This window comes from Photobacterium sp. TY1-4 (assembly GCF_025398175.1).
Taxonomy (GTDB): Bacteria; Pseudomonadota; Gammaproteobacteria; order Enterobacterales; family Vibrionaceae; genus Photobacterium.
Genome location: NZ_CP099734.1, coordinates 3,023,762 through 3,041,307, shown reverse-complemented (window position 1 = coordinate 3,041,307; position 17,546 = coordinate 3,023,762). Strand labels below are relative to the sequence as shown.

The window sequence follows — 17,546 nt, the reverse complement described above, 5'->3', positions numbered from 1 at the left end:
GTTTTCTGTGGGGTAATAAACAATGGGTGCTTCCCGCTCTGATCTGAAGCTGCTTTCCCGGCTGCTCGGAGAGGCTTTTGTCTTTAAAAAACTGCTGCTTGGGGTGATTGTTGCTGCGTTCGGCACGGTCGCGGCCGGGGTCGCAGAAACCTATTTGCTCAAAACGATTATTGATCAGTCCACGGCCGGGCAGTTGAACGGCCTGGTCGGTTATCTTTTCCTGTTGCTGGCCGTCCTGACGATCGGGGCCACGGCAACGTATTTTCGCTTTAAGCTGTCCGGCTATTTCAGCGGGTGCTTCGTCCATCGGCTGAACCAGCGGCTGTTTGCCAAAGTAACGTCCATTTCCGTGGCCGAACTGGATAAATACGACGCCGGGGATATGGTCGCGCGCTTTAGCAGCGACATCCGAAAAATCAACACGTTTGCGGAAGTCAGCCTACCGCTGTTGATCCTGCATCCGGTGATGTTTGTGATGGGGGCGGTGTATTTGGGCGTACTGGATCTGCAATTGCTGCTGCTCAGCATGATTCCGATTCCGGTCGGCTTCTTGTTGATCATGTTGATGACCCGCTCGATGTCTCAGTTATCTTTGAATACGCAAACTTATTTTGGTCGCGGTTTTGCGGTGCTGGCGGAGATGCTGGCGGGCTTTTCGACCATGAAAGTGTTCCAGCTCAGGGGCTTTTTATATCAGGCCTTCCAGCAGCAGATGGATACCGGGTTATCGAGCCAGCTCCGGCTCGTGGAGCGGTATGCGTGGATGGGACCGGTGCAGGTCATGATCCGCCTGGTGCCCAGCATTGTCTGTCTGATTGTCGGGGGCAACCGTGCCCTGTCCGGCGATTTCAGCCTGGGAGAGCTGATCGCTTTCTTCTACCTGTTGAATTTTGTGATTGATCCGGTGGCGCAACTGCCGGCCCATATTGCCGGGTGTAAAGATGCACTCGGGGCCGGGAAACGGATCTTCCAGGTGCTGGATGAAAAGGACGAGCAGTTCGACAACATTCGGTTGCGCCAGGGCGACCAGTCTGCGCTGGTGCTGGAGGACGTCGGGCTGGTGTATCAGCCGTCGCATGCGCAAAGCGTGACGGCGCTGCGCGACATCGCCCTGACGCTCAGGCCGGGTGAGAAGGTTGCGATCGTCGGTGAAAGCGGTAGCGGCAAGAGTAGTCTGCTGAATGTCCTGTGCGGGTTTTATCCGCACACCGGGGCGATTCACCTGACCGTCAATGAGAACGAGACTCAGGGTCCGCTCGGCGAAGCGTATCGCGCCCGGTTGTCTGTGGTGAACCAAAGTACTTTCCTGTTCCCGGTCTCGATTCTGGACAATATTCGTCTGGCCCGGCCCGATGCGACAGAGCTGGAGGTGATCCACGCTGCGCAAAAAGCGTATGCCGACAATTTTATCCGCGAGCTGCCCCAAGGGTATCAGACCGTGCTGGGAGATGACGGCAATGCTCTCTCCTACGGTCAGAAACAGCGGATCTCGCTGGCGCGGGCCTTTTTGAAATCCTCGCCGATCCTGATGATGGATGAGCCGACGGCTTCCCTGGATGCCACCAGTGAAAGCCTGGTCGAGCAGGCCATTTTGCAGGAGGCGGATGATCGGACCGTGATCCTGATCACCCATAAACTGGCGATCACCCCTGAAATGGACCGCATCGTGGTGCTGGATCAAGGGAACGTGGTTGAAAACGGGAGTTATCACGACTTGATGGCAAAACGCGGGGCGTTTTATCAACTGCATCAGGCCTATTTTCAGCACACGGCCCAGAAGGAGCTAAGTCATGCTTAAACGCGCGGAATGGGCTGAGTTGACACAACTGTTTGCTCTGATGAAAAAGCACCGGGTGGGCTATGTGGCCGGTTTGCTCGGACATGCCATCACCGAAACCATCATCATGATCTCACTGGCTTTCATCATGCGGGACATGATCAACGCCATTATCGCCCAGGATATGGACAGCCTTCGCCAGTCCAGCTTTGCCGTGATTGGCATGGGTATCTTCACCGGTCTGACTTTTATTATTTTCGGCAAGCTGTTTTTTCACGGGCTGTTTAAGAACCTTGCAGATATTCGGTTGCAGTTATTTGACCATTTATCTGCAGGACGGCTGGGCGATATTGAGCGATACCATCCGGGGGAGCTGCTGTCACGGGTGAACAGCGATGTCGACGCGGTCTCGGAAGTGTTCGGGTATCAGTTCCGACAGCTGATTTTTACCCTGCTGACCGGTTTCTGCGCCGTTGTCGCCATGATGTTGATTGACTGGATGGTCGGGATTGTCCTGGTCACCGTGGCGATTCTGACGGCTCTGGCGAATCGATACTATGCCGGCAAGATGCGGGTGGTCAGTGACCGCATCCAGAGCACCCTGGGGCGGATGTCCGCGGCGGCGATGGACGCGGTGTACGGCGCCAAAGAAGTTCGGATCTACCAGATGCAATCGGCGCAGCATGTCCGTTACGAGGAGGGAAACGGGCAGTGGCTGAGCGATACCAAAGCCAATAGCCGGCTCAGGGCGCGGCTGGAGCTGGCGAACTTCAACCTTAAAATCCTCAACTTTTCGGGCATGCTGGTGCTTGGCGCGGTGCTGATGGCGATGGGCGTGACGCCGTTGGGGGAGATTGTGGCCATGATCCAGCTGCTGACGGCGTTGAACATGACGTTCCGTGAGCTGGGCGGTCTGGTGGCATACCTGCAGAAATCACTGGCGGGGGCCAAACGGATCTTTGAACTCTTCGCCCTGCCGGGGGAAGAGGTGGAACAGCAACAGACAAACCGACCCGCCGCGCAACAACCCGCGCAACCCCCCGAGACGGCGTGCCCGGATCTGATCCAGCCGCTGATTGATATTCGGGGACTGTCGTTTGCCTATCCGACCGGGAAGCCGGTGCTGCGTGAGTTGTCTTTTTCGGTTCAGGCCGGGGAAACCATTGCGATTGTGGGACCGAGCGGCTCCGGAAAATCGACCCTGATGAAACTGCTGCTTCGCCTATACCAGCCGTCGGCCGGGACGGTCGCCATTGCCGGCCAGACCCGGGAAACGCTGGATACTGACCGCTGGCGCCGGTATTTCTCCTATATTCCCCAGGACTCTTTCCTGTTCTCCAACTCGATCAAAACCAACCTGGCTTACGGTCGTCCGGATTGTTCGATGGCGGACATTGAGCAGGCGGCCCGCAGTGCCGGATGCGCCCCGTTTATCTCAACGCTGCCGCAGGGGTACGACACTCAGCTCAGCGAGGGGGGAGGCAATGTGTCCGGCGGCCAGAAACAGCGCCTGGCGATAGCGCGGGCGCTGGTGAAAGACGCCGAGATTTTGATCATGGACGAGCCAACCGCCTCGCTGGATGCGCGGACGGAAGCGGAAATACAGGCCGAACTCGATGTCTTGCTGCGGCATAAAACCGCCATTGTGATTGCGCACCGGCTGAAAACGATCCGCCGGGCTGATCGGATCCTGGTCCTGGTCGACGGATGTCTGGTCGAGCAGGGAAGCCACGAGACGTTGATGCAACAGCAAGGGGCCTATTTTGATTTAGTGATGCAATCTGAACAGGAAGAGGTGACGGTCGCATGAGATTCGATTTACTTGAAGCGTTTGCCCAGCAGTGTGCCAAACGTGGGGATGCCGTGGCGATTGAACGCGGCGCGCAGCAACTCAGTTACCGGGAGCTGAGACAGCAGTCGGCCGCGATTGCTCATTTTCTTCAGTCGCGCCCGGGACATGTGGCGCTCTATCTGGATGCCTGCCCGACGCTGATCAGCAGTCTGCTGGCTTGCTTGCATACCGGGCATGTGTTTGCCCCGGTCCATACGGAGTTACCTGATGCGCTGGCAACGAGCATGCTCGCGCAGATTGCACCGACGTGTGTCGTGACCACGGCTCGCCACGCCGAGCGCCTGGGCCGGATGGTCGCCGGGATGTCCTGTGCGCCTGAGATCATCGTCTGGGATGAGTGGACGCCGGGGCTGCCGCCAACTGAAGACGATGTGCTGGCAACCCCGCGCTCGCAGGACCCCTGTTATATTTATTTCACTTCGGGTTCGACAGGAGAGCCCAAGGGGATCCTCGGCAGTTATCGCGGGCTGAGCCACTTTGTGATGTGGCAGCAGCAGACATTCGGCATTGAAGCGCATCACCGGGTGGGACAGTTGACCATTCCGGCATTCGATCCCTTCCTGCGCGAAGTGCTGTTGCCGCTGGTGGCCGGGGCAGTGCTGGTCATGCCCACGGATCGAACGCTGGTACTGACGGATCAGTTGCTGACCTGGATTAACCAAGCAGAGATCAGCGTGCTGCACATGGTGCCGACGTTGCTTCGTCAGCGTTTGCTGCAAGCCGATGCGCCGCAGCCATTGAGCCTGGAATATCTGTTTCTGGCCGGAGAGCCGCTGCGCGGCAGCGATCTGGCCGCGTTTTATCGCAGTTACGGCGAAGAGCGCTGCCAACTGGTGAACCTGTACGGCCCGACGGAAACCACCCTGGCGAAAGTGTTCAAGCGCCTCAGCCCTGCCGACAGTGATGCTGACATGGTGCCCATCGGGATGCCGCTGGACGAGCAGGTGCAGGTGCATGTGCTGGACCCGCAGGGCCGGCCCTGTGCGGAAGACGAGGTCGGGGAGCTGGTGATCGAAACCGACCTGCGCTCCCATGGCTATCTGGGGTTGGAGGCGGAAACCCAGCGCTGCTTCCGGCAGTCCCCGCCGTATTACTTTACCGGCGATTTGGGGAAACGCTTGCCGGACGGCCAGCTGGTCTGCATCGGGCGTAAAGATAACCAAATCAAGATCCGGGGGATCCGGGCTGATCTGCTGGGCCTCGAGCGGGTGGTTCAGCAGGCGCCGACGGTGGAGCTGTGTGTGCTCCAGGTGGTTGACACTGGTCAGCCTTCCGCCCGGATCCGCGCTTTTGTGGTCGCAAGCCGAGCGGATGGTGCGCAGATAGCAGAGTTCGTCAGCCAGCGGCTGAACCGGGCACTGGTGCCGGCCGAGTGGGTTTTGGTCGAGACGTTGCCGACCCTGCCCAACGGCAAGGTGAATCGCAAAGCTCTGGCCGGGGTCGTCGGCACCGAGCTGCAGATCGACGCGTACCGGGTAGCGGAAACGCCGCAAGAGCAGCAAATTCTGACGGTCTGGCAGCAGGTGCTCGGGCAGGATCGCATCGGGATGGACGATCATTTTTTCCGCCGGGGCGGTCACTCATTGATGCTGATGACCCTGAAGGCGGCGCTGGAGCAGGCGTTTTCGGTCCGTCTGGATGTCGCGGCGCTCTTTGCCCACCTGACGCCGGCAACCCAGCTGGCTTATCTGCAAACGTGTCACGCTGCGGGGAGCGGGGAGCCGGACACGCCGTTGCGCCGGGTTCAGCCCGGCGATATCGGACCGGTTTCCGTCTTGCAGCGTAATGTCATTCTGGCGCACCAGTTCCATCAACAGGACAGTAGCTACAACATAACCCGGGTCGTCGAGCTGGATCAGGTCCTCAATACCGAGCGCTTGCAGCAGGCTGTGGATGCGTGCGTTGCACACGTTGCAATTTTGCGCGCCACTTTTGTGATTGACGATGGCACCGTGTTAAGCCGGATTCAGCCTGAAGTGTCAGTGCCGGTGGAAGGCGGCCGTCTGGATGAATCGGCGCAACTGAGGGCGCAGCTGGCCCGGTTTGTACGCCCGTTTGTGCTGGAGATTGCGCCGTTGCTGCGCATCGGGCTCTGGTCGGTCGCCGGGGAACGGACTTATCTGGCACTCGATATTCACCACAGTATTGCCGATGGGATCAGCGCAGCCCAACTGATCACCATGATCCTGGCACGTTATCAGGGGGACGTTGCGGACCCGATGCCGTGGCAGTATCACGATTATATTGATTACAACCGCCGGCAGCTGGCAGCCCGGGAAGCGGACAACCTCGCGTACTGGCAACAACGGCTGGCAGCCATGCCGGAACCGTTGCAGCTCTCGCCGGGCAGGGAGCGTCCGGGCCAGTTTGACGGCGCAGGCAGCACGCAGTTGCTGCAAATTGACAAGGCATTAATGGGCCGGTTGGAGCAGGTTGCCCGGCAACAGGGGTGTTCGCTGTTCGCCCTCCTGTTTGCTGCGTATGCCCTGACGCTCCACCGTTTTAGCGGCCAGGATGATGTGATCATCGGGGTTCCGGTTGCCGGGCGGGATTTGCCGGAAGTGGTGTCGATGCCCGGGGTCTTTATGCGAGTGTTGCCTTTCAGGAGCACCAGCCATGCGCAAGCTACGCTAGCGCAGTACCTGACCCTGATCCAGCAGCAGCTTGCCGAAGCCGTCGCCCATCAGGATTTTGCGTTTGAGCACCTGGTCGACGCAGTCCGTGCGCCGCGGGATCCCAGCCGGCAGCCCCTGTTCGATACTCTGTTTGCCATGCATGATGCGATCGACCTGTCAGACGGCGGTCTCCAGGTTCGCGAGATCCAGTTGCACCACCGGCAGGTCAAAGCGGACTTGATTATTGATGTGTATCGCTACCGGGACGCCCTGACCGTTGCATGCTCATTTGCCGAGCAGATGATCGCACCGAACAGAGTTGCGCAACTGCTCCAGTCCCTGTCGGTGTTGCTGCAGCGGCTGGCCGACATGCCGCTGTCTCAGCCGCTGACGCAGATTGACGGGATCCCGGCGGCAGAGCGCGAGCGGCTGCTCCATACCCTCAACCAAACGGCCCACCCGATCACCGGTCCCGGCACCCTGATTGAACGTTTTCACCAGCAGGTGGATCGCGCGCCGATGCAGCAGGCATGCCGGAGCCAGGGTCAGAAGCTGACCTACCGGGCGCTGGATGAGCGGGCGAACCAACTGGCGCACGGCTTGCTTGAAACGCTGGGCCAGCCGCAGGCCAGGGTCGCCATCATGGTGGCGCCGTCTGCGGACCTGGCGGTGGCGATTCTGGCCGTGCTGAAAGCAGGCATGGCCTACGTGCCCCTGGATCCTGATTTTCCGCAGGAGCGGTTGCAGTACATGGTTGCAAATGCCGGGGTCGCGTGTCTGATCACTGATCAGCCGGAGGTGGCGAAATCGCTGTTTGCCGGTCCGATCGTCAGCGCTTCGCCCGAGGCATGGGCCGACCGGCCGCAGAGCCGCCCCTCGGTCTCTTATGACCCGCACCACCTGGCTTATGTCATTTACACCTCGGGCTCTACCGGGCAGCCCAAGGGGGTCATGATCGAAAACGTGTCGGTGGTGAACTTCATCAACGGGATGGCGCGCTCACTCGGCGAGATGACCCAGAAAACCGTTCTGGTGCTGACGACCTTCTCGTTTGATATTTTTGTTCTGGAATTTTTCCTACCGTTACTGACCGGCGCTCAGTTGGTGATTGCCAGCCGTCGACAGCAGCAGGATATGTCCTTACTGAGCGCGTTGATCCGGAAAGAAGACATCACGACGCTGCAGTTTACGCCGACCCGGATGAAGATGTTTCTGGCGTTTGACCCGACCTTGCAGTGCTTCCGGGGGATCCGGGAAGTCCTGATGGGCGGTGAATATGTGGGCTTTGAGCTGGTCGAGACGATTCGCAATCATAGTCCGGCGCGGATCTTTAATGTGTACGGTCCGACGGAAACGACGGTCTGGTCAACTGTTTGCGAACTGACCCAAGCCGACCGCAGCAAAGTCGGCCGGCCGATTGATAACACGCTGGTGTACGTGCTGGATCAGCACCGCCGCTTGTGCCCGATGGGGACGCAGGGGGAGCTCTATATTGCCGGAATGGGGCTGGCCCGGGGGTATCACCGGTTGCCGGATAAAACCGCCGAGGCATTTGTTGATAATCCGTTTCAGCCGGGGCAGCGGATGTACCGGACGGGCGATCTGGCGTACTGGCTGCCTTCGGGAGAGTTGTGTATTCAGGGGCGGCTTGATCATCAGGTGAAAGTGAAAGGGCACCGCATTGAGCTGCATGAAATTGAATCCGTCCTGAAGCGACATCCGGCCGTTCACGATGCGGTCTGTTTGGTGAGAGAGCGTCAGGTGCAGGGCTTTGCTGAAGGTTTCCTGTGCGCCTTCTATCAAGCTGACAGCAAGGTTGAAGCAGAGCAGCTTCGGCAGCATGTCCGGGCCCATTTGCCGGGCTATATGGTGCCGGAAGCCTGGGCGCAGCTGGCGGACTTCCCGAAAACCGCCAACGGCAAGATTGATCGCAAGCACTTTCCGGAGATCGCCCGCGATCCGGCGGAGACGGGCAGGACCACTGCCCAGTCCCGAACCGAAGAGCGGATCTACCAGGTCTGGGCAGCCATCCTGCCAACGGCAGAGATTGGCTTTACCGACAATTTCTTCGACCTCGGCGGCAACTCCTTTCATGTCGTGCTGGTCCAGAAGGCGCTGGCCGATCAGGACATGCATGTCTCGGCGATCGATATTCTGGAACACGGCTCCATCTCAAGGCTGGCAGCCTGGTATGACCGCGCATCTGAGGCCAGCCAAAGCGTTCGTTGTTATGCAATGCCGTTCCCGGAAGCGCCATCGGTTCCGGCTTCCGGCCGGGATACCTGGGAGGATGATCTGGGCGACGCCTCCGGTCCGGCCCTGGAAGCCTTGCGGCGTCAGCTGGATGTCTCCCGGGAGGAGCTCATCACCGGGTTGCTGATCTATGCGCTTGGCGCAGTGAGCGGGCAAACCGTGCTGACCTTGAACATTAGCATGACGCCGGATGTCTGCCGCCTGGTACGCGTGGACTTCACGGGGGTCGAGAATTTACCGGCCTTCTTTGCTCGGGTGGTGGATGCTCTGGCCACGTCGCCCTCGCATCCGTTCAGCCAGTTATCACCGGATCAGGAACCGGGGTGTTACAGCATTTACCTTGCTGCGGATGCCCATAAGTCTGTGGTTCGCGGTCAACTCTTTGATCTAGAACTGATTTATCTTTGGGATGACGGCCTGCAACTCCAGGCCCGGGCCAACCATCCGCAGGTTTGCCGGGATGCATTGACCCAGGTCGGTCAGGCCATGAAAGGGCTGGTTGCTCAGTTTGCCGCAACGGCATCTTCAACCGGGGAATGACGGTATGGCTTATTACTACGATGAACGGGTGTTGTCAGGTTCTTACGACGAGGAGGCCGATCAGGCCGCGATAAAAACCAGGCTCCGACAGTTCGGGGCCACGGTGGATGCGTCGGTGACGTTTGTCGGGGAGCCCCGGGTCTACCTGACCTTGATGTCGGGCCAACCCTTGGAGAAGGCGGCACAAACTCAGCAGCACTCGGGGCGCATCGTGATTGGGGGCGGCAGCTACATTGATTCAAGTTTTGCCCCGGCATTTGCGAGTACGGTGACCAAGCTGACCAGTGTGCAGCGCGCAGGCCGGCCGGCGGGCCAAATTCTGATCGGTAACAACGTGGTGCTGCAGGGTGCCTGCATTGTCGCCTATGACAAGGTGGTGCTCGGTGATCAGGTGGTTTGCGGGACCATGGTATCGATCATGGACTGTGACGGCCATGATCTGGTGAGGCGAGGCGATCCGGATGAAGTGAACCGTCTGGATGTCAGGCCGGTGGTGATCGGCCATTCGGTCTGGATTGGCAATCATGTTTCGATCATGAAAGGGGTCACGGTCGGCGATCATGCCGTCATCGGGGCCCATGCCGTGGTGACGAAAGATGTTCCGGCCAATACGGTGGTGGCCGGGAATCCGGCGCGGGTGATCCGGCAACTTTAGTTTTTGCCCCCCGCCGCGTCAGCGGTGCATGGGGGCTATGTGAGTGCGACATTGGGTTTTAGGGAGAGGAAACATGAAAGATGGCATTTCGGTGATCGTGCCGACATATAACCGGGCAGAACTACTCAGCCGTACATTAAAGTCGCTGGCAGAGCAAACCTTTCACTCCTCACGTTACGAGGTGATTGTGATTGATGACGGCTCGACGGATCAGACCCGGCAGGTGGTGGATTCATTCCGGGATCAGATCAACATTCAATACCATTATCAAAGTGATCAAGGATATCGCGTGGCCAAAGCACGGAATATCGGGATCCAACACAGCACGTTTCAATACATGCTGTTTTTTGATTCCGGGATGTACGGGCGGGAAAACCTGCTGCAGGTGCACTACGATGCCCTCAGCCAGGGCAAGGGCGACGTGCTGATTGGCGAAGCGCTCGGGTTTGATGCGATGGAGGCGAATAACCAGGGCAGTATCGCCTCGGCATTTGACCAGATGGATCGGGAGGCGCTCTTTGAGTATTTGCTTGCAGACGCGAAATACCATGATTGCCGACGGCACTTTTTTGAGTCGGTCAATTATGATCTGTCCCGGGTCTTACATTGCTGGGTGATCTTCTGGACCTGTCATGCCTCCTGCAAGACGCAAGATCTATTGGCGATTGGCGGGTTTGATGAGCACTATCAATCCTGGGGTGGCGAAGATATTGAACTGGCTTTGCGATTGGCGCAGCAACACAAGCGGCTCAATGTGATTGAAGCGCCGGTTGCGATTCATCTGCCGCATGAAAAGAATACGGCCGAGCGGGAGCAGTCCTTGCTGCACAATTTGCACTACACCCACGACAAGCATCAATTGCCGCAAACCCAGCAACTGCTGACGGGACACTGGTGGGAGATTGTGGATGTGTGCCGCGAAAGTATCGCCTCTTGAATCGTCGTCGAAAGAAAGAAAAGGGTAGCCGGGCTACCCTTGACGCAAAAAACCGAAACCAAAGGTTTGCGAAAATAACAGCTAAGCTGTTTCAACAGGACTTCACGATTCCGGCGCCCTGAAGCGGCAGTGGTGCTTCAAGGCGCCATGTTGCTTCAAACGTCCAGAAAACTTTTCAACTGTGCGACCACCTGCTCGGCCTGCTGCTGATCGGCCATTTCGGCAAACAGGCGCAGCAGCGGCTCGGTACCGGAGAAGCGGGCCAGGGCCCAGCCGCCGTTTTCGAAATAGACCTTGGCGCCGTCGGCATAGCTGACCTTCTCAATGGCATAGCCGAAGTCCGGCAGCGCTTTTTCGACATAGATCTTGTCGTACAGGCGCTGGCGCTCTTCCGGCCGGAAATGACAGTCACCTTCTGCGGTGTAGGCGTAGCCGTATTTGTCGTAAATTTCATCGAGCATTTCTGACAGTTTTTTGCCGGTGACGCTGATCATCTCGACCAGCAGGCTGGAGGCGAAGACGCCGTCTTTGCCCTTGATATGGCCGCGAATCGTCAGGCCGCCGGAGCTCTCGCCGCCAATCAGGGCGTCATCAGCATCCATCTGGGCGCTGATATGCTTAAAGCCGACCGGCACTTCAAAGCTTTTCTCCTGATGGGCTGCGGCGACCTTATCCAGCAAATGGGTGGTGGCAATGTTACGCACCACAGAGCCTTTCCAGCCTTTGTATTCCAGGAGGTAGTAATAGAGCAGTAGCATGACTTCATTGGGGTGAATGAAGTTGCCCTTTTCATCAATGATGCCGAGGCGATCGGCATCGCCGTCAGTCCCGATGCCGATGTCATAGCCTTCGTGGGCCACTAAGTGTTTGAGCCGGTACAGGGTCGCGGCACTGGGCGAGGGCATCAGGCCGCCAAAGGACGGATTCTGGCCATCGTTGATCACATCCACATCGCAGCGGGCCGTGATCAATACCGTCTGCAGGGCGTTCTTGGCCACCCCGAACATGGGATCGATCAGCACGCACAGCCGGGCTTTTTTGATGGCTTCGATGTCGATGAAGTCGATAATGCTATCGACAAATTCATTCATCGGGTTGATGAGCTCAATCTGCCCGGAGGCTTTGGCCTGCGTAAAATCCAGGCGCCGGATATCCGCATCAGTGAGCCCGGCAATTTGTGTTTCGATTTTCTCGGTGATGATTTCGTCAGCGTCCCGGCCGCCTTCAATAAAGACCTTAATGCCGTTGTAGTCGGCCGGGTTGTGCGATGCGGTAATACAGGCCGAATATAGGGCGCCGATCGCCCGGGACTGGAACATCACCACCGGGGTCGGGACATACTTGTCGATGAAGCTGACGACAATGCCGTTTCCGGCCAACACTTCAGAAAACCAGACGGCGGCCTTGTCGGACAGGAAGCGTCGGTCATAGCCGATCACAAAGCCCCGGTCGGTGGCTTCTTCTGCGATGATGATATTGGCAACCGCCTGGGCGACGCGCCGGACATTAGCCTGGGTAAACTCTTCGCCGATCAGGGCTCGCCAGCCGCCGGTTCCAAATTTGATCATGTGGCACTCCTTTTTCTTACCAAGCCTTGGCTTGAAAGATGGTTTTCAAAAAACGGGGGTGGGCAGCCCACCCCCGATCCGGGTTAGCCCATGATCACCGTGACGGTGTTGACTGAGCCAGCCGGTTGCGCCGGAATCGCGCCGTCAATCGCTTCGCCGTTCAGAGTGACCGAGACAACCCCTTTGCTGACGTGATCCGGGTTTTCGACCTTGATGTTGAAGGTCGCACCACGCCACTGGCGGCTGACTTCGAAGCCCGGCCAGGCTGTCGGAATACATGGCTCAACCGTCAGGCCATTGAAGCCCGTTTGCACGCCCAGAATGAAGTTCGTCACGGCAAAGTATGCCCAGCCAGACGTCCCCGTGAGCCATGGGTGGTTGGCACGGCCATGGCTTTCGTGGTCGCGCCCCATGATGAACTGCACGTAAGAGTAAGGTTCAGCAACCCGCTTCTCGATCATGTCATTCTGGTTATATGGGTTCAGCGCGTCATAGAACTTCATGGCCCGGTCGCCACGGCCCAGTTTGGCTTCGGCCACCCAGGCCCATGGGTTTGGATGCGAGAAGATGGCACCGTTTTCTTTCACGCCTTGGTATACGCGTGTCACGAAGCCGATGTCATCGTTCGGTGTCGCGAAAGATGGCGAGTTCAGGTGCAGACCGTACTCAGAGAACAGGTTTTCATCCACGGCATCCATTGCTTTCTCACCGCGCTCTTGAGAGGCCAGGCCAGAGAGCACCGCCAGCGTGTTTGACTCAAGGTGCACACGGCCTTCGGTTTGCTGTGCTGTCCCGATTTTGTCGCCGTCCTTTGTCAGACCCCGGATGTACCAACCGCCTTCGTCATCCCACAGGTGTTGTTCACATGCTTCACGCACGTTCGCTGCCATTTCGGTGTATTTCTCGATATCTGCCGCTTTACCTTTGTGCTTCGCCAGAGCGACGAACTCTTGCAGGGCCCAGAAGTGCAGGAAAGAAACCATCGCTGATTCGCCGCCGCCCAGGTTCAGACAGTCATTCCAGTCAGCGCGCAGACCTTTACAAATACCGGTTTGACCCACGTATTCTGCGGAGAAGTCCAGCGCTGCTTTCATGTGCTCGTAAACGGTCGCATTACCGCCATCGGCATACGGGATCACTTCATCAAGGAAGCTTTCTTCGCCGGTTTCCTGAATGTAGTTAATGATGGTCGGTACAAGCCAGAGGTGGTCATCAGAACAGGTGTCCTTGATACCGTGGATCTTGTCTTCGTCACTTGGTGTCGGGACGACGGTGGGTGACTTCGATGGTTTCACGTCGGCTTTCTCTGGATCGAACCAGTCCGGATCGAACAGGTGCAGACCGTAACCGGCTTTCACCTGGCCACGCAGAAGATCAACCAGACGCTTACGGGTCGAGCCTGGGTTCGAGTGAGGGACTGAAATCGCATCCTGAGCGGTATCGCGGTAGCCCAGACCGGTACGGCCACCGACTTCGATGAAGGAGGCAAAACGGGACCACACCACACAGGTTTCAGCCTGGTACAGGGTCCATGCGTTGATCATGGTGTCCAGGCCTTCGTTCGGTGTCTTCACTTGGAACTTGTTGCAACGGCTGTCCCAGTGGGCTTTGATCGCTTCGAGCGCCGCATCAACTTCGGCAAAATCCTGATACTTGGCGCGTACCCGGGCGGCTTCGTGCTTGCCGATGCCGAGAATGAAGTTAAAGCGGATCTCTTCGCCCGGCTGGAGGGTAAATTGTTTATGCAGCGAACCACACTGGTTGTAACAGGTCTGGACCTTGTTGCTGCATCGACCTTGCTCGACGGCAAGCGGGTTGGACTCGTCCCGGTAAGGGCCGATAAAGGCGTCGCGCTGGCCGTCAAAGCTGTCTGGGTCGAAGCTCGAAGCCAGGTAGTAAAAGCCGGTAAAGTCATCGGTGTTGTAGTACAGATCGCATAGGATCACCCCATCTTCGTAGGAAGTCCCGGACGAGTACAGGCTCATCTGGTGGTTCTGGTTGTCCGACTGAATATGGCTGAACGAGAACTCGACAAACGAGAACGCCGATAGGGTACGTGGGGTGTCACTGTCGTTTTTGATCACCACATCCCAGATTTCAGCGTCTTCCCCTTTGGGAACAAATAGGGTCTTGCGGGCTGAGATACCGTTATAGTCACACTTGAAGGTGGAGTAAGACAGGCCGTGACGGACTTCATAGGTGGCTTCTTCCAGGCTTTTGGCCACCGGTTGCCAGGAAATGGACCAGTAATCTCCGCTGACGTCATCGCGCAGGTACACGTAGTGGCCCGGACGATCGAAGCTGGCGTTGGCGCGGAATTTGGTGATCCGGTTATATTCCGGTGATTGATAGAAAGAGTAACCGCCTGCGTTGTGCGAAATCACGGTGCAGAACTTTTCGGTTCCCAGATAGTTGGTCCATGGCGCCGGGACGTCTGGGCGGGTGATGACATACTCGCGGTTGTCATTGTCAAAATAGCCGTATTTCATGGTGCATCAGTCCTTTTCATGATTTTTCTTGGCTGCAAGCGGTAACTCACAGCGACGGTAATTAATGCCGACCAGGTCGAGATAGCGAAGCTGTCCGCTGAGTCGGGCTTTGAAGTCTTGCCAGTGGCGCAGTTCCGGCCGGGTCCAGCACAGTTCGGCAATGGCCAGCAGGCGCGGGTAGATCATGTATTCGAACCGGCTTTGGGTGGTGATGTGTTCGGACCATAAGCCGGCCTGGATCCCGAGAATATGCTGGTGGACCGGATCGTCGGCCTCAAGTGAAGCCAGCGGGCGATAGCTGTAGACGGTGTCTAACGGCAGGCTGCCGGCCCAGTTGGCCCCGGGTTCGTCGGCCGAGAAACCCTGCGCCATATCGAGATAGGTGTATTGGCCGGGCTGCATGACGACGTCGAATCCGGCCCGGGCGCTGGTCAGGCCGGCCTCTTCGCTACGCCAGGACAGCACGACGGTCTGCTTGCTGATTTTGTCGCCCTCGGTGGCCTCCTCCCAGCCCATCATGCGTTTGCCGTGGCTGCGCAATACGTCTTCTGCAAACCGCAGGATGTGCCCCTGAAGCTCCAGTCGATCCCGGTAGCCGTATTGCGCCATCAGGACCTGGCTGGCCGGGCAGTCGATCCAGGCGCCTTCCGGGACTTCATCGCCGCCGATATGAACGTAAGGGCCGGGGAAAAGCTCGCACACTTCCTGGAGTACGGTCTTGAGGAAGGTGTATGTACCCGGCAGTGCCGGCGACAGGACATTGTCCGGGTAGCATTGCATGCTGCGGTACTTGGAGCGATCTTCAGGATCGACCAGCAACGCCGGCAGCGAGCGGATTGCGGCCCGGCAGTGGCCGGGAATATCGATTTCCGGGATCAGGGTGATCCCCCGATCGCCGGCATAGGCAATCAGCTCCCGGACTTGGGCCTTGGTGTAATAGCCGCCGTAGCGCCGGTTGATGTTGAGAAACTGTGGCTTGAGCGCCTCATTGGGGCCGCGCCAGGCGCCGATGTCCGTCAGAGCCGGATAGGCCTCGATTTCCAGGCGCCAGCCCTCATCGTCAGTCAGATGCCAATGCAGATAATTGAACTTGTAGCGCGCCATCTGATTGATCAGGTGCTTGAGACGACGCACCGGGTGAAAATGCCGGGCGCAGTCGACCATCATGCCCCGGTAGGGGTAGTTCGGCTGATCTGAAATACTGACCGCAGGCAGCAGGTATGAGGCCTGCACGTGGTGCGCCGGTGTCGTCGGGATCAGTTGCAGCAAGCTGGCCGTGGCATGGGTAAACCCGGCGGCCGAGCCGGCCCGCAGCCAGATCGTGTTCGGCGTGACTTCCAGCAGGTAGGCCCCTTCGGTCAGGGTGTCATCGTGGTGATAGCGGATTTGCCCCTGCGGTGCGACCTGGATGTCATCGTGCAGCAGACTCTCCAGCTCGCTTTGCAGCCAGCGCGCGCAACCTGCCGCCAGCGCGGTCGGTACTGACAGGGCGACGTCGGCATTGAGCCTGAATTCCCCGTTCAGTCGGATCAGCGAATCCGGCAGGGGGATCAGGGAAATGTCCTTGGCCGGCGGCAGCGGGATCGACAGTTGTTCGACCGGTGGCTCCAGCAGGCTCAGCGAGGTGATTTCGACCGGCAGAGGCTGCACCGGGTGATCATCCGGCGCCGTATTGATAAAGGCATCCTGGATCCCCTGGTCGTGAAGCAGGAACGGCGTGGTCTCCAGCGCAAATTCGGTATAGAAATGACCATTGGCTGCCAGCGTCTCCGGTTGGGACGGACGCAAGACGCAGTAGCTGCCGAGCTGTTCCAGTTGCCCGGCAGACAGGGTTTCAACCGGGATCCAGCGGGCAAAGGTAAAGTGCAGGGACCAGTTTTCCAGCGCCTGATCGCTGAGGTTGTGTAACGTCAGGCCAAAGCGAGACTGTTGCTCGTGTTGGCTGATCACGGTCAGATCAAGACGATAACTCATGGTTTGTCCTTCATAACGGGTACAGGTTGTGGGACCCTTTGGCCATGGCCAGCGCACCATCCATCGCATCGCCCTGAGGCTCGGCCAGGCGGGCGGCAAACGGTGGAGCCAGCCAAGGCACAATCCGCTCCCCGATACTGCCCATCAGGCACACCTGACCGGCACCACGGGTAAACAGTGCCGTCAGCAGCATTTCGACATCGGCAGCGGTCTGGCGCAGCATCTCAATCCCTAAGGTGTCGCCTTCGGCGGCATGGGCGAAAATGGCCGGTGAAAACTGGCCGTAATCACACGGACGGGCCGTTTTCGACCAACTGACAATGGCATCCACATCTTGGTTGAAGTGGGCCAACACCTGCTGGGCCAGCGGGGTTTGCGGCACAATATCGTCGACACTGAGCAGGACCTGCTGGATCAGCCGCAGCCCCATCACAGCACCGCCGCCATGATCGGAAATCGGGAACTCCCGGCCGCCGACCACCTGCTGCGCGCTGTCTTTGAGCAAGATGCCGCAGGAGCCGGTGCCTGCAATCAAAATGGCGCCTTCTTCTCCTTTCCAGGCTCCCAGACAGGCGCCGTAGGCGTCGGTATTTAAGGTGATAGCGCCATACGGATGCGGCTGGGCCATAAAGTCATACCAGGCCTCTTTTTGTTCGGCGCCGGCCAGTGCCAGGCCAACGGACATGGCGGAAAAATCGGCATCGGTGAGGCCAGCCTGGGCGGCTGCGGTGGCGATGGCATCCTGAATCGAGCCCATGGCCACGGCACTGCCGAGCATGATATTGGCACTGCCGGTTTTGGCTTCGCCAAGCAGGCGGCCGTCCGGATCACAGATGCGGGCGCGGCAAGAGGTCCCGCCGCCGTCAACCCCGACGTAATAACGGAT

The 17,546-nt window shown here is 58.5% G+C and carries 9 protein-coding genes; 5 read left to right on the top strand and 4 right to left on the bottom strand.

Annotated features, from left to right (window positions below; genetic code table 11):
* Positions 1–22: 22 nt before the first annotated feature.
* The 5 genes from NH461_RS14080 to NH461_RS14060 all read left to right on the top strand — a co-directional run bounded on the left by NH461_RS14080 (position 23) and on the right by NH461_RS14060 (position 10,629).
* The gene (locus NH461_RS14080) at positions 23–1,798 is read left to right on the top strand and encodes an ABC transporter ATP-binding protein (RefSeq protein ID WP_261600954.1); all 1,776 of its coding nucleotides are present in this window, start codon (positions 23–25) and stop codon (positions 1,796–1,798) included.
* The gene (locus NH461_RS14075) at positions 1,791–3,587 is read left to right on the top strand and encodes an ABC transporter ATP-binding protein (protein WP_261600953.1); all 1,797 of its coding nucleotides are present in this window, start codon (positions 1,791–1,793) and stop codon (positions 3,585–3,587) included. Before NH461_RS14080 ends, NH461_RS14075 begins: the two co-directional genes overlap by 8 nt.
* Positions 3,584–9,037: a non-ribosomal peptide synthetase gene (locus tag NH461_RS14070; RefSeq protein WP_261600952.1), complete on the top strand. Its 5,454-nt coding sequence runs from the start codon at positions 3,584–3,586 to the stop codon at positions 9,035–9,037. Before NH461_RS14075 ends, NH461_RS14070 begins: the two co-directional genes overlap by 4 nt.
* A 4-nt stretch (positions 9,038–9,041) precedes the next feature.
* Complete coding sequence (locus tag NH461_RS25795; protein ID WP_315903227.1) at positions 9,042–9,692, top strand: acyltransferase; 651 nt, start codon at positions 9,042–9,044, stop codon at positions 9,690–9,692.
* 73 nt (positions 9,693–9,765) lie between these two features.
* Positions 9,766–10,629 carry a glycosyltransferase gene (locus NH461_RS14060; protein ID WP_261600951.1) on the top strand — a complete coding sequence of 288 codons (864 nt, stop codon included), beginning with the start codon at positions 9,766–9,768 and terminating at the stop codon, positions 10,627–10,629.
* 155 nt (positions 10,630–10,784) lie between these two features.
* Here the strand turns inward: NH461_RS14060 and NH461_RS14055 are convergent, their stop codons facing one another.
* From NH461_RS14055 to NH461_RS14040, 4 genes are all read right to left on the bottom strand, one after another.
* A complete protein-coding gene (locus tag NH461_RS14055; protein ID WP_261600950.1) occupies positions 10,785–12,197 on the bottom strand; it encodes a phosphoglucomutase/phosphomannomutase family protein in 1,413 nt (470 codons plus the stop codon).
* An 83-nt stretch (positions 12,198–12,280) separates the two neighbouring features.
* A complete protein-coding gene (locus tag NH461_RS14050) occupies positions 12,281–14,686 on the bottom strand; it encodes a GH36-type glycosyl hydrolase domain-containing protein (RefSeq protein WP_261600949.1) in 2,406 nt (801 codons plus the stop codon).
* 6 nt (positions 14,687–14,692) lie between these two features.
* Positions 14,693–16,660 carry a beta-N-acetylhexosaminidase gene (locus NH461_RS14045; RefSeq protein WP_261600948.1) on the bottom strand — a complete coding sequence of 656 codons (1,968 nt, stop codon included), beginning with the start codon at positions 16,658–16,660 and terminating at the stop codon, positions 14,693–14,695.
* A 10-nt stretch (positions 16,661–16,670) separates the two neighbouring features.
* Positions 16,671–17,546, bottom strand: a complete 876-nt coding sequence (locus tag NH461_RS14040; RefSeq protein ID WP_261602917.1) for a BadF/BadG/BcrA/BcrD ATPase family protein — start codon at positions 17,544–17,546, stop codon at positions 16,671–16,673.